Origin of the sequence: Streptomyces cadmiisoli, assembly GCF_003261055.1 — a bacterium.
Classification (GTDB): Bacteria; Actinomycetota; Actinomycetes; order Streptomycetales; family Streptomycetaceae; genus Streptomyces; species Streptomyces cadmiisoli.
The window spans coordinates 5913978-5938061 of sequence record NZ_CP030073.1 but is presented as its reverse complement, the minus strand read 5'-3'; the positions used below and the strand labels follow the sequence as shown (position 1 = coordinate 5938061).

The following is a 24084-nucleotide window of genomic DNA, read 5'->3' as shown; positions in this document are numbered from 1 at the left end:
ATTGTCCCGCACGCCTTCCCCCACGCCTCCCCCGCCGCCGCCCCACCGCCTCTTCCCTTCCGGACGACCCCACCGCTGGAGGATCCGTGCGCGACGCGACCGACGACGTTCCGACGCTGCACCGCCGCTCGTTCCTGAAGCACACCGGCGCCCTCGGCGCGGCCGCCGCGGTCTCCGCGTCCCTGTCCGCCTGCTCGGCCGGTCCGGAGTCCACCATCGACATCGGCGGCGGCAGGCAGGGGCCGAACCGGACGCTCACGGCGGTCATCGGCTACGGCAACGACGGCAACTGGGACCCCACGCAGACCGCGTCGGCCTTCTGCATGGCGGGCAACAACCACCTCTACGAGGGGCTGCTCGACACCGACCCCGTCTCCCGCGAGCCGTACGCGGCCCTCGCCACCAGGGTGCCGGCGGACCCGAACAGCACCACGTGGCGGTTCACCCTGCGGCCGGGGGCCACGTTCCACGACGGCAGGCCGGTCACCGCCGACGACGTGGTGTTCGTCTTCGACCGGATCCTCGACCCGGACACCCAGACCCTCGCCAAGGGCTTCTTCGCGCCCTGGCTGAAGCAGGTCGACAGGATCGACGCGCGCACCGTCGAGCTGGTGCTGAAGTTCCCCTTCCCGGAGGGCCTGGCCCGGCTCACCCTCGCGAAGGTCATGCCCGAGCACGTCTACTCCCGGCCGGGCGCCTGGGACGAGGCGATCAAGGGGCTGGCGGTCGGTTCGGGGCCGTACCGGCTGAGCGCGCACCATCCGAAGTCGAACACCACGTTCGAGGCCTTCGACGGCTACAACGGACCGCGCCCGCCCGCCTTCAGGAAGATGAACTGGCTGACCATCGTCGACGCCGCGCCGCGGGTCGCGAGGATCTCCGGCGCCGCCGCGGGCGCGCAGCTCGCGGACAACATCCCCTACGCCGACATCGCCCATCTGGAGAGCGGCGGGCTGACGGTGGCCGGCGGGCACGGGATGAACAATCTGTTCCTGATGTTCAACACCGGCCGCGCGCCCTTCGACGACGTGCGGGTCCGGCAGGCGCTGCACTACGCCATCGACACCGAGAAGATGGTGGAGGTGGCGCTCAAGGGGCACGGCAGGCCCGCGACGTCGTTCCTCGACGAGAGCAACCCGGCCCACCGGCGCGCGGGAACCGTCTACGGCCACGACCCCGACCGGGCGCGGAGCCTGCTGAAGCGGGCCGGGGTCAGCGGGCTGGAGATCGACATCCTCGCGGTGAACGTCAGCTGGATCGTCGACTGCCTGCCCACCGTCAAGGCGTCCTGGGACGCGATCGGGGTGCGCACCACCCTGTCGCCGCAGGAGACCACGGCCGTCTTCACCAAGATGGACCAGAAGCGGGACTACCAGGTGGTCGCCGCCGCCTCGAACCCCAACCAGTTCGGCCTGGACGCCGACCTGATCATGCGTTACAACCACGGGCCCGAGAACCTGTGGATGGGATACGCCCGCTGGGCCGGCGACCCGGTCGCCCGGCAGCTGTTCCGGGACATGGACCGAGCGACCCGCGAGCCGGACCCCGCGCGCAAGCGGGCGATGATCCAGGACTGCATCGACGTCGTCGCCGAGCAGGCCGTGCTCTACCCGGTCGTCCACAACGAACTCATGACGGCCTGGGACCCGGGCGAGCTCGCCGGCATAAGGGCGCAGCCGTACCCCGGGATCAACGTCCTCCAGGCCAAGTGGGCCTAATCGTCCGGGAGCCGCCCCGTGGTCGCCATCGTCAGGATTCTGGCTCGCCGTATCGCCCTGCTCGTGCCGCTGATGCTCGGCATCGTGCTGTTCGTGTTCCTGGTGATGCGGTTCTCGGACGTCGACCCGGCGTCCGCCTTCTTCCAGGGCGCCAACCCGACGCCCGAGCAACTGCACGACTTCCGTGCGGAGCACGGCCTCCTCGACCCGCTGCCGGTGCGCTACGTCCACTTCCTGGGCGATCTGCTCCACGGCGACATGGGCACCAGCGTGCTCACCCGCGGCGAAGTCGTCGACCAGGTGATGACCGCGCTGCCGCTCACCGTGCAGCTGACCTTCCTGGGGCTGGGCATCGCGGTGGTGCTGGCGCTGATCGGCGGCGTGACCGCCGCGATCCACCGCGGCCGGCTGCCCGACCAGATCGTCCGGGTGGTGTCCCTCACCGGGATCGCCGCGCCCGGCTTCTGGCTGGCGCTGCTGATGATCCAGTACCTGGCCGTCGACCGGGGCTGGTTCCCGACCGGCGGGTACATCAATCCGGCGGACTCCCTCACCGGCTGGCTGTGGACCATGACCCTGCCCGCGCTCGCCCTGTCGCTGCCCGTCGCCGCGCAGCTCACCCGGATCGTGCGGACGGCCGTGGTCGAGGAGCTGGACAAGGACTATGTGCGCACCGCCGTCGGCAGCGGGCTGCCGCCGCGGGTGGTGGTCGGCCGCAACGTGCTGCGCAACGCCCTGATCAACCCGCTGACCGTGCTCGGCCTGCGGGTCGGCTATCTGCTCGGCGGCGCCGTCGTGATCGAGACGATCTTCTCCCTGCCCGGTATGGGCAAGCTGATGATCGACGCCGTGAAGAACGGCGACCCGGCCGTCGTCCAGGGAGTCGTACTCACCACCGCGATCGGCTTCGTCGTCGTCAACCTCGTCATCGACATCCTCTACCTGCTGGTCAACCCGCGACTGAGGGATGCGTCCTGATGTTCACGCGCAAGAGCCTGACCGAGACGCTCTCCCGCCCCGGCATCCGGCTGCGCGGCCTGCGCCGGCTACCGCCGCTGTCGAAGCTCGCCGTCTGCTTCCTGGCGCTGGTGGTCACGGTGGCGGTGTGCGCGCCGCTGCTCGCGCCCTACGACCCGCTGGAGCAGTTGCCGCCGGTCGACGGCACCGGGCATCCGTCGGCCGGGCACTGGATGGGCCAGGACAGCCTCGGCCGGGACATCCTGAGCCGGCTGATGTACGGCGCCCGCTGGTCCCTCGCCATCGGGCTGGGCGCCACCGCGCTCGCGCTGCTGGCCGGTTCGGTGATCGGCGCGGTCGCGGCCACCTCCCGCAAGGCGGTGGACGAGACGCTGATGCGCGTTCTGGACGTCGTGATGGCCTTCCCGGGCATCGCGCTCGCCGCGGTGCTCGTCGCCGTGTTCGGCGGCGGCATCACCGTGCTGACCTGTGCCATCGCCTTCCTGTTCACCCCGCCGGTCGCCAGGGTCGTGCGGGCCAACATCCTGGACCAGTACGGCGAGGACTACGTCACCGCCGAACGTGTCATCGGCGCCCGCACCCCGCACATCGTCGTCCGGCACGTCGCCGTCAACTGCGCGGCCCCGGTGCTGGTGTTCTGCACCGTGCAGGTCGCCGAGGCGGTCGTCTTCGAGGCGTCGCTGTCCTTCATCGGGGCCGGGGTGCGGCCGCCCGACCCGTCGTGGGGCAGTGTCATCGCGGACGGCAAGAACATGGTGCTGACCGGCGGCTGGTGGGCCACCGTCTTCCCCGGGCTGCTGATGCTGGTCACGGTGCTGTCGCTGAACATCCTCTCCGAGGGCGTGTCGGACGCCTGGGCGGCGCCGGCGGCCCGGGAAGTGGACACCCGCGCGGACCACATGGAGCGGCCCGAGCCCGGCAGCGGCGAGGTCGTGCCGCTGCCCGGACTGGCCGGGGCCGCCCAGCGGCTGCGCTCCCGCGCCCGGCCGCTGCCCGGCGGGCAGCCGGTGCTCGCGGTCGAGAACCTCGCCATCGGCTTCGAGACCCGGCACCGCGGTGTGGACATCGTCGACGGCATCAGCTTCGAGGTGCACGCCGGTGAGGTGCTGGGCCTGGTCGGCGAGTCGGGCTGCGGCAAGTCGCTGACCGCGCTGACCGTGATGGGCCTGCAGCCCAAGGGCGCCCGGGTGCGCGGCCAGATCCGTTTCCACCAGCGCGACCTGCTCGCCGAGCCGGCGCGGGCGCGCCGCCGGCTGCTCGGCCACGAGATGGCGATGGTCTACCAGGACGCCCTGTCGTCCCTGAACCCGGCGATGACCGTCCGTGCCCAGCTCAAGCAGGTCGTGCGGCGCGGCGGGCGCCGCACCCCGGCCGAGCTGCTCACCCTGGTCGGCCTGGACCCGGACCGCACCCTGCGCAGCTACCCGCACGAACTCTCCGGCGGCCAGCGCCAGCGGGTCCTGATCGCCATGGCCCTGTCCCGCGACCCGAAGCTGATCGTCGCCGACGAACCGACCACCGCGCTGGACGTGACCGTACAGGCGCAGATCATGGAACTGCTGCTGAGGCTGCGCGAGGAGCTGGGCTTCGCGCTGGTCCTCGTCTCCCACGACCTGGCCCTGGTCGCGGACGTCACCGACCGGGTGGTGGTGATGTACGGCGGGCAGATCGTGGAGACGGGCGTGACCGCCGACCTGGTGGAGTCCCCGGCCCACCACTACACGCGCGGGCTGCTCGGCAGCGTGCTCTCGCTGGAGGGGGCGGCGCAGCGGATGACGCAGATCAAGGGCGTCGTCCCCTCGCCCGCGGACTTCCCGGCCGGCTGCCGGTTCGCCGACCGCTGTCCGATGGCGGGCGAGACCTGCCGTACGACGCCGCCGGACCTGCTGGGCACCGTCGGCCACTCGGCGGCCTGCCACCACCCGGCGGTCGTGCTCGTGACCGAGGACGACGCGGAGAGCGAGGTCGTGACATGACCGCACTGGTGGAACTGGCCGGCACCCATGTGGTGCACAAGGCCCGCAGCGGCGGCCTGTTCGCGCGGGACAGGGTGTACGCCCTGACCGGCGCCGACCTCACCGTCGCCGCGGGCGAGACGATCGGCGTGGTCGGCGAGTCCGGCTGCGGCAAGTCGACGCTGGCGAAGGTGCTCGTCGGGGTGCAGCGACCGACGTCCGGGACGGTGTCCGTCCGGGGCCGCGACCTGTGGGCCATGGCACCGGCCGAGCGCCGCGCGGCGATCGGCAGCCACACCGGCATGATCTTCCAGGACCCGTCGACCGCGCTGAACCGGAGGCTGACCGTCCGGCAGATCGTGCGCGACCCGCTGGACGTGCACCGCCGGGGCACCTGCGCGCAGCGGGAGGAGCGGGTGCGGGAGCTGATGGCGCTGGTCGGCCTGCCGCGGGCGCTCGCGGACGGGCTGCCCGGGCAGCTCTCGGGCGGTCAGCGTCAGCGTGTCGCCATCGCCCGCGCCCTGGCCCTCGACCCCGGACTGGTGGTGGCGGACGAGCCGACGAGCGCGCTGGACGTCTCGGTGCGCGCGCAGATCCTCAACCTGCTGCTGGACCTCAAGGAGCGGCTGGGCCTCGCGCTGGTGTTCGTCTCGCACGACATCCAGACGGTGCGCCGGATGAGCGACCGCGTGATCACGATGTACCTCGGGCGCATCGTGGAGGAGGCCCCCGCCGACCGTGTCACGGACCGCTCCCGGCATCCGTACACCCGCGCCCTGTTCTCCGCGACCCCCGGCCTGCTCGCCCCCGTCGACCCGATCCCGCTGGTCGGCCCGGTGCCGTCGGCGACCCGTCCGCCGAGCGGGTGCCCGTTTCGCACGCGCTGCTGGAAGGCGGACGGGGCATGCGCGGAGTCCATGCCCGAATTTTCCGTTTCGTACACTCTTGGGCACCGCTTCCGCTGTCACCATCCGGTGGAGGAGGACCAGCCGACCCGTGAGCTGGTCCGGCAGGCGCGCGACCCCAAGGAGCCCGTATGACCCTCCCCGCCCCGCTCACCGGTGTCGTCCCGCCCGTGTGCACGCCCCTGACACCGGACCGCGAGGTGGACGTCCGCTCACTGCGCAGGCTGGTCGACCACCTGGCGGCGGGCGGAGTGCGGGGGCTGTTCGTCCTGGGGTCGACCTCGGAGGCGGCCTATCTGACGGACCGGCAGCGCTCCCTGGTCGTACGGACCGTGGCCGACCACCTCGCGGGCCGGCTGCCGCTCCTGGCCGGGGCGATCGACATGACCACGCCGCGGGTGCTGGACCACGTCGAGGCGGTCACCGCGGCGGGCGCGGACGCGGTGGTCGTCACGGCGCCCTTCTACACCCGGACGCACCCGGCGGAGATCGCCCGCCACTACCGCCTGATCGCCGCCGCCTCCCCCGTACCCGTGTTCGCCTACGACATCCCGGCCGCCGTCCACACCAAGCTCCCCGCCGACCTGGTCCTGGAGCTGGCCGCCGGCAAGGTCCTGGCCGGCCTGAAGGACTCCAGCGGCGACCTGACCGGCTTCCGCCAGGTCGTCACCGGGGTCCGCGCCCGCCCCGGCCTCACCGGCTTCAGCGTCCTGACCGGCTCCGAGACCGTCGTCGACGCGGCGCTCTCGCTCGGCGCGGACGGCGCCGTGCCTGGCCTGGCCAACGTCGACCCGCACGGCTACGTCCGGCTGGACCGGCTGTGCCGGGCCGGGGACCGGGAGCGGGCCCGCGCCGAACAGGAGCGGCTCGTCGCCCTGTTCGACATCGTCGGCGTCGGCACCACCCGGATGGGCGGCAGCGCGTCGGCGCTGGGCGCCTTCAAGGCCGCCCTGCATCTGCGCGGCGTCATCGACTGCCCGGCCACGGCCGAGCCGCAGACGCCGCTGTCGCCGGACGAGGTGGCGCGGGTCGGCAAGATCCTCGCGGCGGCGGGCCTGCTGTGAGGTGGACACCGGGCGGACCGTGCGCAGCCGTTCGAACCGTCCGGCGTGATCCCGCTGCCGGTCAGTTCAGCGAGCCGACCGGCAGCCGGCGGAACTCGATCGTCTCGTAGCTGCCCTTCTCCCCGGTCTCGTACAGGACGCCGACGGTGTCCGTGCCGACCTGGACGAGATCGGAGTACGCCGCGGGCCGCCGGGACAGGGTCAGCGCCTTCGTGAAGCTCGCTCCGGCGTCGGTGCTGCGCCACACGGCCATCTCCCGGCGGGCGGTCGGCACCGACGGGCCGGAGAACAGCAGCGGGGCGCCGGGACGGCCGGGCTGGAGGACGGCGCCCTGGACGACGGGCACGTCTCCGAGGGTCGGCTGCGCGGCGTAGGGCCGGACGAGGGTGCGCCCGCCGTCCTCGGAGCGGCCGTCCAGGCGGTTGCCGGCGCCGGTGCCGTGCTGGTCGCGGGCCGAGAAGTAGAGGCTGCCGTCGGGCAGTTGGGCGGCCGTGCTCTCGTTGGCGTTGTCGTGGCCGTCGTAGGAGTCGTCGACGAAGCCCAGGCGCCAGGTGCGGCCCCCGTCGTCGCTGTAGAAGGCGTGGGCGCCGTAGTACTTGGGCTCCTGACCGGTGTCCGACGAGCCGGCGGGCGGGGCGGCGGAGTGGTTGGCGGGGACCACCAGCCGGCCCTTGTACGGGCCCCTGGTGAGGGCGACCGCATGGCCGGGGCCGGTGGCGTACCAGCGCCAGTCCGGCCGCTTCACCGACGCGGTGATCTCGCGCGGGCCGCTGAAGCCGCGCCCGTCGTCCGTGCTGCGCTGCACGAACACCCGGCGGCTCTGCTCGGGCGTCACCTCGCCCCGCATGATCCGGGCCTCGGTCACCGCACCGCTGTTGTAGGACGTCAGCAGCACCACCGCGCCGGTGTCGGGGTCGACGACCGGCGCCGGGTTGCCCCGTGTGTCGCCCCGACCGGCGGCGACCACCTTCAGCGGGCCCCAGGTGCAGCCGCCGTCGGTGGAGCGCCGGACCACCACGTCGATGTCGCCGGAGTCACCGGCACCGCCGCGCCGGCCCTCCGCGAAGGCGAGGACGGTGCCGTGCCGGGTGCTGACGGCGGCCGGGATGCGGTACGTGTCGTAGCCGCCCTTCCCGGAGACGTACGGCACGGAGGACGCGCAGCGGGCGGCGGCGACGGCCTGCGGGGCCTCGGTGAGCGAGCCGAGCGCGAGCGGGGCGAGCAGCGCGGCGGCGGTCAGGAGAGCGCGTCGGGGACGTGTCATCCCTCTTCCTTAACGGGCGGTGACGTCCCGTCAGGGGGACGTGCGCGACCGAACCCGGTCGCGTCGGCCGGCCCAGGATAGGGCCGCCGCGGGTCCCCGCCGTGGAAGCGCACCGGCCCGGTGCGGCGCGGCTACGACGGGGTGCCGGCCGCCGCCAGCAATCGGTTCACGTCGTCCGACGCGATGGTGAGGGCGGCCCCCACGGTGGCCAGGACCTCGCGTTCGGCGGGGGTGTAGGGGCCGTCGGCCAGCGCGATACGGGCGCCCTGGAGAAGGATCGACTCCCGTCCGGCCGGGGCGAGATGGGGCGCGAGCGGGTCGAGCGCCTCGTGCAGCTCTATGGCCAGGCCCGGTCCGCAGGGCGCCCCGTGGACCCGTCCCGTGTCCGCGGCCAGCGCCTCCACCAGGGCGCCGAGTTGCTCCTCGGTGCAGTCCTCGAAACCGGCCGCCCGCACCGTGCCGGCGGCCGCGGTGAGCGAGGTGCGGGTGCCGGTGCCGCCCGCGGCCAGCACCGCGAGCGCGACGGTGTGCACGGCGTCGCGGAGCATCGCCGAGAAGCGGGTGGTGGTCGGATGGTCGAGGGCGTCGGTGCCGAAGTGGCGGCGGCAGGCCGCGCACTCCACCACCGGACCGGTGCTGCCGCGCGGCAGCACCGGCAGTCCGAGCAGGGTGAAGCGGCGGCGCCCGGTCAGCCGCTGGAAGTTGCGGTCGCCGCCGCAGCCGGGGCAGAAGAACTCGCCGTCCCCGATCGCGGTCCACGCGGTACGGGTGCCCACCATGCGCGACCGCCTGGCGGCCCGGCCGTTTCGTCCCCGTCCTGGCAGCACGTCGCACCTCCCGTAACCCCACGGCAACATCGCCGCGCTTGCGTGATGTTAGCCACATCGGTGAGGCGGAGTCAGCACCCTGGACGAGACCTCTCCGTGACCTGCACAGGAGATTGGCCGGTAAACGACGGGGCCCCGTCCGCCGGAGAACGGCGAACGGGGCCCGGAAATACGGATCGTGCAGGTCAGCGAGCCGCCCGGTTGACGGCCGAGACGACCGCCTTCAGCGAGGCACGCGTCGTGTTCGCGTCGATGCCGATCCCCCACAGCACCTTGTCGCCGATCGCGCATTCGATGTAGGAGGCGGCCTGCGCCGAGGCGCCCTCGCTCATCGTGTGCTCCTGGTAGTCCAGCAGGCGTACGTCGAAGCCGACGCCCTGGAGGGCGTCGAAGAAGGCCGAGATCGGACCGTTGCCGGTGCCGGACAGCACGGTGTCCTCGCCGTCCACGGTCGCCTCGACGGTGAGCGTGTCCACGCCGTCGGTGTCGGTGGTCGACTGCCCGTTCCGCACCTGGATACGGCCCCAGGGGTTCTCCGGGTTCGGCAGGTACTCGTCCTCGAAGACGGACCAGATGTCCTTCGGGGTGACCTCGCCGCCGCCGGCGTCGGTCTTGGCCTGGATGATCTTCGAGAACTCGATCTGCATCCGGCGCGGCAGGTCCAGCTTGTGCTCGTTCTTCAGCACGTAGGCCACACCGCCCTTGCCGGACTGCGAGTTGACCCGGATGACCGCCTCGTAGGAACGGCCGACGTCCTTGGGGTCGATGGGCAGGTACGGCACCGCCCACTCGATGTCGTCGACGGTGACGCCCCTGGCCGCCGCGTCGGCCTCCATCGCGTCGAAGCCCTTCTTGATGGCGTCCTGGTGGGAGCCGGAGAAGGACGTGTAGACCAGGTCGCCCACGTACGGGTGGCGCGGGTGGACCTCCATCTGGTTGCAGTACTCCCACGTACGACGGATCTCGTCGATGTCGGAGAAGTCGATCTGCGGGTCGACGCCCTGGGAGAAGAGGTTCATGCCCAGGGTGACCAGGTCGACGTTGCCGGTGCGCTCGCCCTGTCCGAACAGGCAGCCCTCGACGCGGTCGGCGCCGGCCATCAGCGCCAGCTCGGCCGCCGCCACGGCCGTGCCGCGGTCGTTGTGGGGGTGGATCGACAGGCAGACGTGCTCGCGGCGGGAGAGCCGGCGGCCCATCCACTCGAAGCGGTCGGCGTGGGTGGAGGGCGTGGAGCGCTCGACCGTGGCGGGCAGGTTCAGGATGATCTCGCGGCCCGGGCCGGGCTGCCAGACGTCCATGACCGCCTCGCAGACCTCCAGCGCGAAGTCCAGCTCGGTGTCGGTGAAGATCTCGGGGCTGTACTGGTAGCCGAACTCGGTCTCGGGGCCCAGCAGCTTCTCGGCGTACTCCATCACCAGCCGGGTGCCGTCGACGGCGATCTGCTTGATGTCGTCCTTGGAGCCGCGGAAGACGACCCGGCGGAAGACCGGGGCGGTGGCGTTGTAGAGGTGCACGGTGGCGCGCCTGGCGCCCTTGAGGGACTCCACGGTCCGCTCGATCAGGTCCTCGCGGGCCTGGGTCAGCACGGAGATCGTGACGTCGTCCGGGATCGCGTCCTCGTCCTCGATGATCGACCGCACGAAGTCGAAGTCGGTCTGCCCGGAGGCGGGGAAGCCGACCTCGATCTCCTTGTAGCCCATCTTGACCAGCAGGTCGAACATCGCGCGCTTGCGGGTCGGCGACATGGGGTCGATCAGGGCCTGGTTGCCGTCGCGCAGGTCGGTGGAGAGCCAGCGCGGGGCGGCGGTGATCCGGTTGCCCGGCCAGGTGCGGTCCGGGATGTCGACCTGCTCGTAGCGGCCGTACTTGTGGATCGGCATGGAACTGGGCTGCTGGCGATTGGCCATGGTGGCGTGGGCTCCTCGAAAGTCCGGTGTCCGTAGGACGGCCGACGACGCAACGCCAAGCACCGCGGGGAGGGAGTCGGCCTCGACTACAGGCCCTCGCCGCGGCAGCTAAGGAGGAGCAGCCCGAAACGCATGATGCTCCGCATGTTATCCGAGCCGCTCCCGGATGCGCGGGTCTGTATCAGTATGCGGGACCGAGAGGACAAATGGGGCAAAACGTGCGCCATACCACTCGCGAACCCGGCCGGGATCCCTTGTCGGCACATTTCACCAATCATGGTTGCCGGTGGTGACAGCGGCATAACACAGTGCAAGGGTTCCGGTCATGACGACGAACGGGGGCTTCGAGCCCGTCTTCTGCACCATCGTTCCGCCGCACGTCCTCGACAAGCTCGCGCGGGCCGAGGACCCCGCGCTCGCCGGCCCGGCCCGCCGGACCCTGCAACGCGACGCCTTCGAGCGCACCCAGCGCCGGCTGACCACCGTCCTGGGCGCCCCCGCCGTCGCCCCGCCCGCGGCGACGGCCGCCGACCGGCCGCACCGCACCGTGTACGACGCCCGGCACCGGACCCAGCTGCCCGGCAGGAAGGTGCGCGGCGAGGGCGACGAGCCCGGCAAGGACGCCACCGTCAACCGCGCCTACGCGGGCCTCGGCGCCACCTTCGAGCTGCTGCTCACCGCGTACGGCCGCAACTCGATCGACGGGCGGGGGCTGCCGCTGGACGCCACCGTCCACTACGACGAGAACTACAACAACGCCTTCTGGAACGGCGAGCAGATGGTGTTCGGCGACGGGGACGGCGAGATCTTCCTCGACTTCACCATCCCGATCGACGTCATCGGCCACGAACTCGTGCACGGCGTCACCCAGTACACGGCCAACCTGACCTACTTCGGCCAGTCGGGCGCCCTGAACGAGTCCCTGTCGGACGTCTTCGGCTCCCTCATCAAGCAGTACACGCTCGGCCAGACCGCCGCCGAGGCCGACTGGCTGATCGGCGCCGGCCTGCTCGCGCCGCGGGTGAGCGGCGTGGCGCTGCGCTCCATGAAGGAGCCGGGCACCGCGTACGACGACGACGTGCTCGGCAAGGACCCGCAGCCCGGCACGATGGACGACTACGTCGACACCGGCCGGGACAACGGCGGCGTCCACATCAACTCCGGCATCCCCAACCGCGCCTTCCACCTCACCGCGACCGCCCTCGGCGGCAACGCCTGGGAGCGGGCGGGACAGATCTGGTACGACGTGCTGACCGGGGGCGAGCTCAAGGAGGAGGCGGACTTCGCCGACTTCGCCGGCCTGACCGTCGCCGCCGCGAAGGCCCGGTACGGCGACGGCGGCGAGGAGGCGCGGGCCGTGCTCAAGGCGTGGGAACAGGTCGGGGTGCAAACGCTGTAGTTCCGTACTAGACAGGTCCCCATGCGTATTCAGGTACGGCGCACGGGCGGGTTCGCGGGCATCGAGCGGAGCGCCGAGGTGGACACCACGGGGCGGCCCGACGCCCAGGAGTGGCACGCCCTGGCCGAGCGCGCGGTCGCCGCCGGCCGGGGCACGCCGTCGGCCGGGGTGCCCGACGGCTTCAGCTACCGGATCACCGTGGACGGCAGGACCGTCCACTGCGCGGACCCGCAGCTGACGGACGAACAGCGCCGGCTGATCAGCAGAGTGCTCAAGGAAGGCGCGTAACCGCCCGCTGCCGCCCGCCCGTTGACTTCCGTCACCGACGGTAGCGATGATCCGGCGCATGGCGACGAACCCGATACCTCAGTTCCCGGCCGGTTTCCTGTGGGGCGTGTCGACCTCGGCGCATCAGATCGAGGGGGCGGTGGACGAGCGCGAGGCGTCCGTGTGGGACACCTTCACCGCCGAGCCGGGGCGGGTGAAGGACGGCTCGACGGCGGCGGTGGCCTGCGACCACTACCACCGCCACCGCGAGGACGTGGCCCTGCTGGCGGGCCTCGGCGTGGACGCGTACCGCTTCTCCGTCTCGTGGCCCCGGGTGCGTTTCGGCGGCGGGCGCGGTCTGGACTTCTACGACCGGCTGGTCGACGAGCTGTGCGCGGCGGGCGTACGGCCGGTGCCGACCCTCTTCCACTGGGACCTGCCGGCCGGACTCGACTGGCTGGACCGGGACACCGCGGCGCGCTTCGCGGAGTACGTGTCGGTGGTGGTGGACCGCCTCGGCGACCGGGTGACCAAGTGGATCACCCTCAACGAGCCCGCCGAGCACACCCTGCTGGGCCACGCCCTGGGGGTGCACGCGCCGGGCAGGCGGCTCCTCTTCGACGCCCTCCCGGTGGCCCACCACCAGCTCCTGGCCCACGGTCTGGCGGTACGGGCGCTGCGCGCGGCCGGGGCCGCCGACATCGGGATCGCCAACTCGCACGGTCCGACCTGGCCGGCCTCGCCGGACGCCGACGACGTGGCGGCCGCGGAGTTCTACGACGTCCTGCTCAACCGGCTGTTCGCGGACCCCGTGCTGCTCGGCGAGTACCCGGCGGGGATCGGGGAGCTGATGCCGGGGGACGTCGAGGCGGACCTGAAGGTGATCTCCGAGCCGGTCGACTGGTACGGCATCAACTACTACGCGCCGACCTCGGTGGGCGCGCCCCGGGGCGCCGAGATCGAGTTCGGCGGCCTGACGATGCCGGCCGAACTGCCCTTCTCGGTCCGGGACATCGAGGGCGTGCCCGTGACGGACTTCGGCTGGCCGGTCGTCCCGCGGGCCCTGACCGAACTGCTCACCGGCTTCCGCGACCGCTACGGCGACCGCCTCCCGCCGATCGTCATCACCGAGAACGGCTGCTCGTACGAGGGGCTCGACGACCAGGACCGGATCGCCTATCTGGACGGTCATGTGCGGGCGCTGCACGCCGCGGCGTCGGCCGGTGTGGACGTCCGCGGCTACTTCGTGTGGTCGCTGCTGGACAACTTCGAGTGGGCGGAGGGGTACGCGCGCCGCTTCGGGCTGGTCCATGTCGACTTCGAGACCCTGAAGCGGACACCGAAGGCGTCGTACGCCTGGTTCCGGGAGGTGCTGCGCGCGCAGCGATGAGGTCGCCGGGGCCTTCGGCAGCGCGCCCCGGGGTGCCTCAGAAGCCGAGCTTGCGCAGCTGCTTGGGGTCGCGCTGCCAGTCCTTGGCCACCTTCACATGGAGGTCCAGGAAGACCGGCGTCCCCAGCAGCGCCTCGATCTGCTTGCGGGACTTGATGCCGACGTCCTTCAGCCGCTTGCCCTTGGGGCCGATGATGATGCCCTTCTGGCTGGGGCGCTCGATGTAGAGGTTGGCGTGGATGTCCAGCAGCGGCTTGTCGGCGGGGCGGTCCGGGCGCGGCAGCATCTCCTCGACCACGACGGCGATGGAGTGCGGCAGCTCGTCGCGCACACCCTCCAGCGCGGCCTCACGGATCAGCTCCGCGATCATGACCTGCTCGGGCTCGTCCGTCAGATCGCCCTCGGGATACAGGGCCGGGCCCTCCGGCAGCAGCGGAACGATCAGGTCTGCCAGCAGGGCCACCTGCTGGTCGCCGACCGCCGACACCGGCACGATCTCCGCCCACTCGAAACCGAGCTCCTTGCCGAGCTGGTCGATCGCGATGAGCTGCTCCGCGAGCGTCTTGCTGTCGACGAGGTCGGTCTTGGTGACGATCGCGATCTTCGGCGTCTTGCGGATCGACGCCAGCTCCTTGGCGATGTACCGGTCGCCGGGTCCGATCTTCTCGTTGGCGGGCAGGCAGAAGCCGATCACGTCCACCTCGGCCCACGTCGTGCGCACGACGTCGTTGAGGCGCTCGCCGAGCAGTGTGCGCGGCTTGTGCAGCCCCGGGGTGTCCACCAGGATCAGCTGGGCGTCCGGCCGGTGCACGATGCCGCGCACCGTGTGCCGGGTGGTCTGCGGCTGGTTGGCGGTGATCGCCACCTTCTGCCCGACCAGAGCGTTCGTGAGGGTGGACTTGCCCGCGTTGGGGCGGCCCACGAAGCAGGCGAAGCCCGCCCGGTGGACCGTCTCGGACGGCTGCTCGGATGACGGGGTACGAACACTCATGGCGACCATTCTCCCTGATCCCCGACGCGCCGCCGTACACGGTCGCGCCATGCCCCTGCCAACCTTCTACGATCACGGGCCATGAAGCTCATCACCGCGATCGTCAAGCCGTACCGCCTCGACGAGGTGAAGGCCGCCCTCCAGGAGCTCGGTGTGCACGGGCTGACCGTGACCGAGGCCCGCGGCCACGGCCGGCAGCACGGCCACACCGAGGTCTACCGCGGCGCCGAGTACCGGGTCGACCTGGTGCCCAAGGTCCGGATCGAGGTCCTCGTCGAGGACGCGGACGCCGACGGCGTGATCGACGCGCTCGTCCGGGCGGCGCGGACCGGGAAGATCGGCGACGGCAAGGTGTGGGCGCTGCCCGTGGACACCGTCGTCCGGGTGCGGACCGGCGAACGCGGCCCCGACGCCCTGTGACGGGCGGCGGGGCCGCGCGGCGCGCCCTGCCCGGTCGGACCTGCTCGGTCGGACCTGTTCCGTCCGACCTGTTCAGTCCGACCTGATCAGTCGAAGACGAACGGACCCGGTGACTGCGGTCCGGTCGCCGTGCAGGTGATGGTGATGCCGAAGACGGTCATGCGCAGCGAGCCGCCGAACGCCTCCAGGCTGTCGCCGGAGGCCACGGTGCCGTTGAGCGGGCCGACGGTGACGCTGTCGCCGGCGGCCATCGCCGGGTTCTCGGTGCCGGTGAACGCGGTCGTGCCGCCGCCGCCCTTGACCAGGGTGAGCGTGGAGGCGATCGAGTCCTCGCCGAGCGCGATGGGTGCCGTGATCGCGGAGGACGTGAGGGTCAACGTGGCGGCGGTGCCGTCCTGGGTGGCGGTGAGCGTGGCCTCGCCGCCGCCGAAGCCGCCGCAGTCCGCGGTGATCGTCGCCGACTGCGGGACGACGGCCACGGCCGCGGGGGCGAGGACGACGCCGGTGAGCGCGAGGGCCCCGGCCGCCAGTGCCGCACCTGTCACTGTCTGCTTGCCTGTCATGGGAATTCGGCTCCCTTCCCGTGTGGGGGATGCCATGTGGGGATGGACGGGAGACAGGCCGGCGGACCACCGGCGCGGCGGGGTGCGGGCACGCCGCGCGGGCTCGGACACGTGTATCTGACGGTCCGTCGGAACTGTCGGTTCCATTGATGCGCGAGGGGCGCAGCGGGGGCAAGGTGGAAATCCGGCCTAACTCTCCGGCCGCCCCTCGACCGGTGGGCCGGGGGCGGCCGGGCGGCCTGCGTGATCCGCGCGCCTCGGTGGTCGGGCGGCTCGGTGACCAGGCGACTCGGTGACCAGGCGGTTCAGGCGGCTCGGTCGTCAGCCGGTCTCTGTCATCAGCCGACCTCTGTCGTCAGCCGGCCTCGGTGGTCAGGCGGACGGTGCCGTCCGGTGCGGCGACCAGTACCGGCGTCCGCGGCCCGCCGAGGTCCCGTACGGCGGCGCGGTCCTGTTCGGACGCGGACTCCGCCTCCGTCACCACCGCCGCCGCCTCCAGCGACTTCGCGCCCGACGCCACCGCCATCGCCACCGCCGTCTGCAACGCGCTGAGCCTCAGCGAGTCCAGGGCGACGGTCCCGGCGGCGTAGGTCCGCCCGGTCTCGTCCCGCACGGCCGCCCCCTCGGGGACGCCGTTGCGGGCCCGCACCGAACGGGCCAGGGTGACGATCTTGCGGTCCTCGGGGTCGAGCGCGCTGCTGTCGGTCATGGACCGAGCATACGGACGGCGGCACCGGCCGCCTTGCCGCGGGGCGTCACCCCGCTTCCGTCTCCACCCGGTGCGCGTCCATCGGCGGCACGGGCTCCACCAGCACGGTCACGATCTTGTTGCGGCGGCCCGCGGCGGCCTCGGCGGTCAACCGCAGCCGCCGGCCGTCCGGCAGCTCGACCGCCGACGTCGCCCCCGCGATCGGCACCCGGCCCAGCGCCTTGGCGAGCAGCCCGCCGACGGTCTCCACGTCCTCGTCGTCGTAGGCCTCCAGCCCGTACAGCTCGCCCAGGTCGCCGATGTCGAGGCGGGCGGTGACCCGGTAGCGGTCGTCGCCGAGGGGCTCCACGGGCGGCAGTTCACGGTCGTACTCGTCGGTGATCTCGCCGACGATCTCCTCCAGGATGTCCTCGATCGTGACGATGCCCGCCGTGCCGCCGTACTCGTCGATGACGACGGCGACGTGGTTGCGCTCCTTCTGCATCTCGCGCAGCAGGTCACCGGCGTTCTTGGTGTCCGGCACGAAGAAGGCGGGGCGCATCGCGCTCGACGCCAGCTCGGACTCGGCCTCCCGGCTGATGTGCGTCTTGCGGACCAGGTCCTTCAGATACACGATCCCGACGATGTCGTCCTCGCTCTCCCCGGTGACCGGGATGCGGGAGAAACCGGACCTGAGCGCCAGGGTCAGCGCCTGGCGGATGGTCTTGTAGCGCTCGATGACGACCAGGTCGGTGCGCGGCACCATGACCTCCCGCACCAGGGTGTCGCCCAGTTCGAAGACGGAGTGCACCATGCGGCGCTCCTCGTCCTCGATGAGGGACTCCTGCTCGGCGAGGTCGACCAGCGCGCGCAGCTCCGCCTCGGAGGCGAACGGGCCGCGGCGGAAGCCCTTGCCGGGCGTGAGCGCGTTGCCGATGAGGATGAGCAGGGGCGGGATCGGCCCCATGATCCGGGCCAGCGGCAGCAGGACGTACGCCGCGGCCGTCGCCGTGTTCAGCGGGTGCTGGCGGCCGATGGTGCGCGGGGAGACGCCGACCGCCACGTACGACACCAGGACCATGACGCCGATCGCGATCAGCAGGGCCTCGGCGGTGCCGTCGAACTCCTTCAGGCACGCGTAGGTGACCAGGGCGGCGGCGGCCATCTCGCAGGCGACGCGCACCAGCAGCGCCACGTTGAGGTAGCGGGTGGGGTCGGCGGCGACCTGGGCGAGCTTGGCGCTGCCGCGCCGGCCGGAGCGCACGGCCTCGTCGGCACGGAAGCTGGAGACGCGCGCGAGGCCCGCCTCGGCGCAGGCGGCGAGCCAGGCGACGACGACCAGGGCGACCGCACCGACGACGAGGGGAAGGCTCATGACACGGTCGGTGCGGGGGACGGGCCGGTCAGGCCCTTCTCAGCGCGCCAGCCGTCCACGATGGCGGCCTGGAGGCCGAACATCTCCGCCTTCTCGTCCGGCTCCTCGTGGTCGTAGCCGAGCAGGTGCAGCACTCCGTGCACGGTGAGCAACTGGAGTTCCTCGTCCATGGAGTGCTGCGTCGGTGCTTCCTTGCCCTGCTTCTCGGCGACCTCGGGGCACAGCACGATGTCGCCGAGGAGGCCCTGCGGGGGCTCGTCCTCGTCCTTGGAGGGCGGGCGCAGCTCGTCCATCGGGAAGGACATGACGTCGGTGGGCCCCGGCAGGTCCATCCACTGGATGTGCAACTGCTCCATGGCGTCGGCGTCCACGACGATCACCGAGAGCTCGGAGAGCGGGTGGATGCGCATCCGCGCGAGCGCGTAGCGGGCGATGTCGAGGATCGCCTGCTCGTCGACCTCGGTTCCGGACTCGTTGTTGACGTCGATCGACATGGTCGTGCTGGTCTACTTCCCCTTGGAGCCTCTGGCGCCGGGCTTGCCACGGCCCTGGTGCGAGCCGTTCTCGGTGCCGTGCTTGCTGTCGTAGTTCTCGTACGCGTCGACGATACGGCCCACCAGCTTGTGCCGGACGACGTCGTGGGACGACAGCCTGGAGAAGTGGACGTCCTCGACGCCCTCCAGGATGTCCTGCACCTGCCGCAGACCCGACTTCGTGCCGTTGGGCAGGTCGACCTGGGTCACGTCACCGGTGATCACGATCTTCGAGTCGAAGCCGAGGCGGGTGAGGAACATCTTCATCTGCTCGGGGCTCGTGTTCTGGGCCTCGTCCAGGATGATGAAGGCGTCGTTGAGGGTGCGTCCGCGCATGTACGCCAGCGGCGCGACCTCGATCGTCCCGGCGGCCATCAGGCGGGGGATGGAGTCCGGGTCGAGCATGTCGTGCAGCGCGTCGTACAGCGGGCGCAGATAGGGGTCGATCTTCTCGTAGAGCGTGCCGGGCAGGAAGCCGAGGCGCTCGCCCGCCTCCACCGCCGGTCTGGTCAGGATGATGCGGTTGACCTGCTTGGACTGGAGGGCCTGCACGGCCTTGGCCATGGCCAGGTAGGTCTTGCCGGTGCCGGCGGGGCCGATGCCGAAGACGATCGTGTGCTTGTCGATCGCGTCGACGTACCGCTTCTGGTTGAGCGTCTTGGGGCGGATCGTGCGGCCGCGCGAGGACAGGATGTTCTGGGTGAGCACCTCGGCCGGGGTCTCCTGGGGCCCTTCCCCGTTCTCACTTGCCCTGAGCATGGCGATCGAGCGTTCCACTGCGTCCTCCGTCATCGGCTGTCCGGTGCGGAGCACCAGCATCATCTCGTCGAACAGGCGCTGGACGAGGGCCACTTCCGGCGCCGGCCCGACCGCGCTGATCTCGTTGCCCCGGACGTGGATGTCGGCCGCCGGGAAGGCCTTCTCGATCACGCGCAGAAGGGAGTCGCCGGACCCCAGGACGGTGACCATGGGGTGCTGGGCGGGGACGGTGAACTGTGCTCTCGCCTGCTCCTGCGCGGGGGTGCGAGCTGTGGGTGTCTGAGTCATGGGCCGGCGCTTAAGGCCTGCACGTCCTCCTGTGGTCGACTCGCCTGCCACTGGGGCGGCCTGGCGATTTCAAGAGTACGCCGGAGGACTGACATCGCCGTAGGGCTTTTCCCCAGGCCGTGCCGCACCCGTGATCAGGCCGACCGGCCGAAGCCGATCGTCGGGACCGCGCGGCGCAGCGGCCACGGCCGGGCGGTGGCCGGGATCAGCTCCTCCAGGAACGCGTACCGGCGCAGCGCCGCCGGGTCCTGGTCCTCGTAGGACTGCACGCGGCGCCACCAGGCGGCGATCTCGGACCAGCCGGGCGCGGACAGCGACCCGCCGAACTCCTGGACCGACAGCGCCGCCGTCAGACCGGCGAAGGCGACGCGGTCGGCCAGCGGCCAGCCCGCCAGGGTGCCGGTGACGAAGCCCGCCACGAAGACGTCCCCCGCGCCGGTGGGGTCCAGCGCCTCCACCGCGATGGCCGGGACCTCGGCGCTCTCCCCGGTGCGCCGGTCGACCGCGTACGCGCCCTCCGCGCCGAGGGTGACGACGACGAGCGGTACGTGTTCGGTGAGGGCGTGCGCGGCGGCCCGGGGGCAGCCGGTGCCGGTGTAGCGCATGGCCTCCGCGGCGTTGGGCAGGAACGCCTCGCAGTGTTCGAGGTCGGCGAGGCCGGCCAGGTCCCAGGCGCCGCTGTCGTCCCAGCCGACGTCGGCGAAGATGCGGGTGCCCTTGCCCGCGGCCTGGGCGACCCACGGAGCCCGTTTGCCGGGGGTGAGCGAGGCGACGGCGGCACGCGCGCGCGGAGGGCAGTCGGGGCCGGGCTCCTCGGGGGGCGGTTCGTGGCCGTGGGAGACCATGGTGCGTTCGCCCTCGTACGCCATCGAGACGGTGACCGGGGAGTGCCAGCCGGTCTCCGTGCGTGACGCGCTGAGGTCGATGCCCTCGCCCTTGGCCAGGGCGTCCCAGCAGTAGTCGCCGTAGTGGTCGTCGCCGAAGGCGGCGGCGAGGGACGTCCGCAGGCCGAGGCGGGCCAGCGCGGTCGCCATGTTGGCCACGCCGCCGGGGCTCGACCCCATCCCGCGCGCCCAGGACTCGGTCCCGCGCACCGGCGCCGAGTCGAGCCCGGTGAAGACGATGTCCAGGAAGACGGTGCCGGTGAGATAGACGTCCCAGGGCGGGTCGCCCGGCGCGCGCACGGCCGCGAGGGGGTCCACGTGCGCGTGGCGGTTCGGTTCGTGTGCGGTGGGCGACGGCCCCTCTCCGGTGGACGCGGTCACGGTGCGCTCCCTGACGTGGTGCTGATCTGGCCAGTGTGCACCACGTCACCGACAGCGCGGCCGCATCGCGAGGGCGTGGCCGTCGTCGCGGTCCGCCGAAGGAGCCGTCGTCCCGCCGTGGACACCTGTCGTCCTGCGCATGGCGGGCCGTCGGGCAGGGAGGGGGAGTTACCAGCGGGGCACGGACGGAGTGACCCAGCCGGGGTCCGCGACACGCATCGCGGCCGCGTCGTCGCGGTCCTTGAGCGCGCCGTCGTCGTCGAGCCAGCGCCGGTGCAGGAACGCCAGCCGGTCGCGGTCGAGTTCGACGCCGAGCCCCGGGGCGTCCGGGACGGTGACCTTGCCGCCGGTGAAGGTCAGGCGCTCGGTCAGGACGTCCTCCGACTGCCAGGGGTAGTGGGAGTCGCAGGCGTGGTGCAGGTCGGGGACGGTGGCCGCGACATGGGTCATCGCGGCGAGCGAGATCCCGAGGTGGGTGTTGGAGTGCATGGACACCGCGACGCCGAAGGTGCGGCAGACGGCGGCGAGCTGCTGCGTGTTGCGCAGCCCGCCCCAGTAGTGGTGGTCGGACAGGACGACCTGGACGGCGCCCCGGGTGAACGCCTCCTCGATCTCGGCGAACGTGGTGACGCACATGTTGGTGGCCAGCGGCACCTCGGTGCCGGCGGCGACCTCGGCCATGGCGGCGGTGCCGAGCGCGGGGTCCTCCAGGTACTCGAGGACGTCGGCGAGTTCCTCGGCGACCGCCAGCGAGGTGGGCACGGACCAGGCCCCGTTGGGGTCGAGCCGCAGCGGGTGCCCGGGGAACGCCTCGGCCAGCGCCCGGACGGCGGCGATCTCCTGCTCGGGCGGGAAGACACCGCCCTTGAGCTTGAACGAGGTGAAGCCGTACCGCTCCTTGAACTGCGCGGCCTGGGCGACGACGCCGGCCGGGTCGAGCGCGGCGCCCCAGTCGTCGGGCTCGCGCTCGACGCCCTCGGGGTGGTCGGCCCACTTGTAGAACAGGTACGCGCTGTACTCCACCGCGTCGCGCACCTTGCCGCCGAGCAGGGCGTGCACGGGCAGCCCGAGCGCCTTGCCGAGGGCGTCCAGGCAGGCGACCTCGAACGCGGAGACGACCGACAGCCGCAGTTTGTCGGCGGTCTGGACGCCGCGCAGCCCGCCGACGTCCACCGCGTTCTCGACCCGGGAGGCGTCCACGGCGACCTCGTCGGCGAGCGTGAACAGACCGTTCAGGTCGTCCGCCCGGCGCCCCCTCAGCCGCTCGGCGAAGGGCCGGGCCAGCTCCAGGTACTTGGTGTCGCCGTACGTCTCGCCGACACCGGTCACCCCGTCCGCCGTGACGATCTCGACGATCAGCCGGGGGGTGTACGGCTGGTGCACGCCCTGTGTGTTCAGCAGCGGCGGGTCGGCGACCAGGATCGGCGTCAACCGGACGTCGGTGATGGTCAGGTCGCGGGTCACAGGGCGGCTCCTACGAGGTCGAGTCCGGTGGCGAGCAGGGTCTTGAGGTCCGCGAGGTCACCGGCCGACGGATCGGTGAGCGGGGCCCGCACCGGTCCCACCGGCAGCCCGCGCAGCCGGGCGGCCGCCTTGACCAGGGACACGGCGTACCCGGGGACCCGGTCGCGCAGTTCGACGAACGGGACGTAGAAGTCGCGCAGCAGTCCGTCGACGGTGCCCCGGTCGCCGTCGCGCAGCGCGCCGAAGAAGGCGCGGGCGATCTCGGGGGCGAAGGCGTGCACGGCGGAGGAGTAGGCGGGGACGCCGACCGCGGCGTAGGCACGGGCCTGGATCTCGGCGGTGGCGGCCCCGTTGAAGAACAGGAAGTCCTCGGGGGCGGCGAGGGTCAGGCGCTGGAGCCGGTCGAGGTCGCTGTGTCCGTCCTTGAGGCCGATGACGCCGGGGATCCGGGTGAGGCGGCAAAACGCCTCGATGCCGTAGGCGACCTGGTCGCGCTGGTAGGCGATCAGCGGCAGCCGGGTGCGGGCGGCGATCTCCTCCAGTTGGGCGACCAGACCGGCCTGCGGGGCCGCGACCAGGTAGTGCGGCAGGACGAGCAGCGCGTCCGCGCCCGCCCGTTCGGCGATCCGCGCGAACCGCGCGGCCTGCGCCCAGCCGTGTCCGACGCCGGCCACGACCGGCGTCCGGCCCGCCGCCTCCGCCACGGCGGCGGTGACGACCTGCCGGTAGTCGTCCTCGTCCAGCGAGAAGAACTCACCGGTGCCGCAGGCGGGGAAGACCGCGCCGGGCCCGGCGTCGAGCTGTGCCGCGAGGTACGCGCGGAAGCCGTCGAGGTCGAGGGAGCCGTCGTCGTGGAAGGGGGTGAGCGGGAAGGACAGCACCCCGCTCGCCATGCCCGCGCGCAGCCGCCGTGCCACGCCCGCCGGTGCCGCGTCGTCGGTGTCGAGATCCACCGCCATCTCCCTATGTAGACGTCGTCCACGTATAAAGATGGAGATTAGGTAGGCGAACAGCGGACGTCAATGGGCCGGCCGCCGGTGATTACGATCGGCACATGTCGGAGACAGCGGGCGTGCGCGAGGTGAAGTCGGCGGCGCGGACCGTCGAGTTGCTGGAGCTGCTGGCCGCGCGGGGCGACCGCCCGGCCCGGCTCCAGGAACTGGCGGACGAGCTGGGCGTGCCGCGCAGTTCGATGTACGCGCTGCTCCAGACCCTCGCCGCGCGCGGCTGGGTCCGCTCCGACGTCACGGGCTCCCTGTACGGCATCGGCATCCGGGCCCTGCTCACCGGCACCGGCTACCTGGACTCCGACCCGCGGGTGCGCACCGTGCGGCCGTACCTGGACGAGGCGTCCGAGGCGCTCGGCGAGACGATCCACATGGGGCGGCTGGACGGCCGCGACGTCGCCTACCTCGCGACGCGGGAGTCGCACGAATACCTGCGGACCATCAGCCGGGTGGGGCGCCGGCTGCCCGCGCACGTCGGCGCGCTCGGCAAGGCGCTGCTGGCCGAACGCCCCGACGACGACCTCCCGGACGGCCCGTACGAGGCGCTCACCCCCCACACCCGCACCACCCGGGAGGCGCTCGCCGCCGACCTCGCGCGGGTGCGGGCCCGCGGCCACTCGATCGACCGCGAGGAAGGCGTACTGGGCATCGTCGGCTTCGGCTTCGCGCTGCGGTACGACTCGCCCGCCCAGGACGCGATCAGCTGCTCGGTGCCGGTGGCCAGGCTGACTCCCGGTCACGAGGAGCGCATCGTCGCCGTCATGCGGGAGATCCGGACGAAGATCGAGACGGTGGTGCCGGTCGGAGCCGGCTCGGTGGACTGGCGTTAGACGACGTCAGAAACCCCGCCGGCGGCCGGACATCCGCTGTGGGGCGCGCGTTTACCCGGCCTCGCGGACCCCAAACACCGATGTGGCCCACATCACGCAACCCGGCCTCCCGGCGCCCTCCCCCCGCTTGATACAAATTGCCCGCGCGTTCCTGTCCATCGACGGTCGTCGCCCACTCCCCCCGTGTTCATTTCCTGAACCGCTCCTTCCGCATGCCCTGGGAACGC

Annotated in this window: 22 protein-coding genes; 10 read left to right on the top strand and 12 right to left on the bottom strand. The window is 72.1% G+C overall.

From position 1 onward, the window contains the following. The first annotated feature begins 86 nt into the window (after positions 1 to 86). Genes DN051_RS25910 through DN051_RS25890 form a run of 5 tightly spaced genes read left to right on the top strand, consistent with a single transcriptional unit; the run spans position 87 to position 6620 of the window. Positions 87 to 1718: an ABC transporter substrate-binding protein gene (locus DN051_RS25910; protein ID WP_053758230.1), complete on the top strand. Its 1632-nt coding sequence runs from the start codon at positions 87 to 89 to the stop codon at positions 1716 to 1718. An 18-nt stretch (positions 1719 to 1736) separates the two neighbouring features. Continuing rightward, a complete protein-coding gene (locus DN051_RS25905) occupies positions 1737 to 2696 on the top strand; it encodes an ABC transporter permease (RefSeq protein WP_112439601.1) in 960 nt (319 codons plus the stop codon). After that, on the top strand, positions 2696 to 4672 hold the full coding sequence (locus DN051_RS25900; protein WP_112439600.1) for a dipeptide/oligopeptide/nickel ABC transporter permease/ATP-binding protein: 1977 nt from the start codon (positions 2696 to 2698) through the stop codon (positions 4670 to 4672). Before DN051_RS25905 ends, DN051_RS25900 begins: the two co-directional genes overlap by 1 nt. Beyond that, complete coding sequence (locus DN051_RS25895; protein WP_112439599.1) at positions 4669 to 5691, top strand: oligopeptide/dipeptide ABC transporter ATP-binding protein; 1023 nt, start codon at positions 4669 to 4671, stop codon at positions 5689 to 5691. Before DN051_RS25900 ends, DN051_RS25895 begins: the two co-directional genes overlap by 4 nt. Beyond that, positions 5688 to 6620: a dihydrodipicolinate synthase family protein gene (locus DN051_RS25890; RefSeq protein ID WP_112439598.1), complete on the top strand. Its 933-nt coding sequence runs from the start codon at positions 5688 to 5690 to the stop codon at positions 6618 to 6620. The genes DN051_RS25895 and DN051_RS25890 overlap by 4 nt, the downstream gene beginning before the upstream one ends. 61 nt (positions 6621 to 6681) lie before the next feature. Here DN051_RS25890 and DN051_RS25885 read toward each other — a convergent pair whose 3' ends face one another. The 3 genes from DN051_RS25885 to leuA all read right to left on the bottom strand — a co-directional run bounded on the left by DN051_RS25885 (position 6682) and on the right by leuA (position 10618). Next, the gene (locus DN051_RS25885) at positions 6682 to 7884 is read right to left on the bottom strand and encodes a sialidase family protein (protein ID WP_053758225.1); all 1203 of its coding nucleotides are present in this window, start codon (positions 7882 to 7884) and stop codon (positions 6682 to 6684) included. A 131-nt stretch (positions 7885 to 8015) separates the two neighbouring features. Then, entirely contained in the window at positions 8016 to 8711 is a 696-nt protein-coding gene (locus tag DN051_RS25880; RefSeq protein WP_112439597.1) for a tellurite resistance TerB family protein, read from the bottom strand. 185 nt (positions 8712 to 8896) lie between these two features. Next, complete coding sequence (leuA, locus tag DN051_RS25875) at positions 8897 to 10618, bottom strand: 2-isopropylmalate synthase (RefSeq protein WP_112439596.1); 1722 nt, start codon at positions 10616 to 10618, stop codon at positions 8897 to 8899. 325 nt (positions 10619 to 10943) lie between these two features. Between leuA and DN051_RS25865 the strand changes: the two genes are divergently transcribed. From DN051_RS25865 to DN051_RS25855, 3 genes are read left to right on the top strand one after another with little or no spacing between them, the layout of a single operon-like run. Further along, positions 10944 to 12017, top strand: a complete 1074-nt coding sequence (locus DN051_RS25865; protein ID WP_053758221.1) for a M4 family metallopeptidase — start codon at positions 10944 to 10946, stop codon at positions 12015 to 12017. Between the two features lie 21 nt (positions 12018 to 12038). Next, positions 12039 to 12305 (top strand): protealysin inhibitor emfourin, encoded by a 267-nt coding sequence (locus tag DN051_RS25860; protein ID WP_053758220.1) that lies wholly within the window; start codon positions 12039 to 12041, stop codon positions 12303 to 12305. Between the two features lie 46 nt (positions 12306 to 12351). Continuing rightward, entirely contained in the window at positions 12352 to 13674 is a 1323-nt protein-coding gene (locus DN051_RS25855; RefSeq protein WP_112439595.1) for a GH1 family beta-glucosidase, read from the top strand. 37 nt (positions 13675 to 13711) lie between these two features. Here DN051_RS25855 and era read toward each other — a convergent pair whose 3' ends face one another. Next, positions 13712 to 14665, bottom strand: a complete 954-nt coding sequence (gene era, locus DN051_RS25850; RefSeq protein ID WP_053758218.1) for a GTPase Era — start codon at positions 14663 to 14665, stop codon at positions 13712 to 13714. 81 nt (positions 14666 to 14746) lie between these two features. On the opposite strand from era, the gene DN051_RS25845 reads away from it, so the two are divergent. Next, positions 14747 to 15085: a P-II family nitrogen regulator gene (locus DN051_RS25845; RefSeq protein WP_053758217.1), complete on the top strand. Its 339-nt coding sequence runs from the start codon at positions 14747 to 14749 to the stop codon at positions 15083 to 15085. An 86-nt stretch (positions 15086 to 15171) separates the two neighbouring features. Here the strand turns inward: DN051_RS25845 and DN051_RS25840 are convergent, their stop codons facing one another. The 8 genes from DN051_RS25840 to DN051_RS25805 form a co-directional block, all read right to left on the bottom strand. Further along, positions 15172 to 15648, bottom strand: coding sequence for a hypothetical protein (locus tag DN051_RS25840; RefSeq protein ID WP_053758216.1), 477 nt, complete (start codon positions 15646 to 15648; stop codon positions 15172 to 15174). 355 nt (positions 15649 to 16003) lie between these two features. After that, entirely contained in the window at positions 16004 to 16357 is a 354-nt protein-coding gene (locus DN051_RS25835) for a cytidine deaminase (protein ID WP_053758215.1), read from the bottom strand. Positions 16358 to 16403: 46 nt separating this feature from the next. Next, positions 16404 to 17711, bottom strand: a complete 1308-nt coding sequence (locus DN051_RS25830) for a hemolysin family protein (protein WP_053758214.1) — start codon at positions 17709 to 17711, stop codon at positions 16404 to 16406. Then, positions 17708 to 18205 carry an rRNA maturation RNase YbeY gene (gene ybeY / locus DN051_RS25825; RefSeq protein WP_053758213.1) on the bottom strand — a complete coding sequence of 166 codons (498 nt, stop codon included), beginning with the start codon at positions 18203 to 18205 and terminating at the stop codon, positions 17708 to 17710. Before ybeY ends, DN051_RS25830 begins: the two co-directional genes overlap by 4 nt. Positions 18206 to 18217: 12 nt before the next feature. Continuing rightward, positions 18218 to 19291, bottom strand: a complete 1074-nt coding sequence (locus tag DN051_RS25820; protein WP_079000711.1) for a PhoH family protein — start codon at positions 19289 to 19291, stop codon at positions 18218 to 18220. A 134-nt stretch (positions 19292 to 19425) separates the two neighbouring features. Then, entirely contained in the window at positions 19426 to 20556 is a 1131-nt protein-coding gene (locus DN051_RS25815; RefSeq protein ID WP_053758211.1) for a carbohydrate kinase family protein, read from the bottom strand. A gap of 168 nt (positions 20557 to 20724) precedes the next feature. Beyond that, positions 20725 to 22020 (bottom strand): glucarate dehydratase family protein, encoded by a 1296-nt coding sequence (locus tag DN051_RS25810; protein ID WP_112439594.1) that lies wholly within the window; start codon positions 22018 to 22020, stop codon positions 20725 to 20727. Then, entirely contained in the window at positions 22017 to 22979 is a 963-nt protein-coding gene (locus DN051_RS25805) for a 5-dehydro-4-deoxyglucarate dehydratase (protein WP_053758209.1), read from the bottom strand. Before DN051_RS25805 ends, DN051_RS25810 begins: the two co-directional genes overlap by 4 nt. A 95-nt stretch (positions 22980 to 23074) precedes the next feature. On the opposite strand from DN051_RS25805, the gene DN051_RS25800 reads away from it, so the two are divergent. Beyond that, positions 23075 to 23857, top strand: a complete 783-nt coding sequence (locus DN051_RS25800) for an IclR family transcriptional regulator (protein WP_053758208.1) — start codon at positions 23075 to 23077, stop codon at positions 23855 to 23857. The last annotated feature ends 227 nt before the right edge of the window (positions 23858 to 24084 follow it).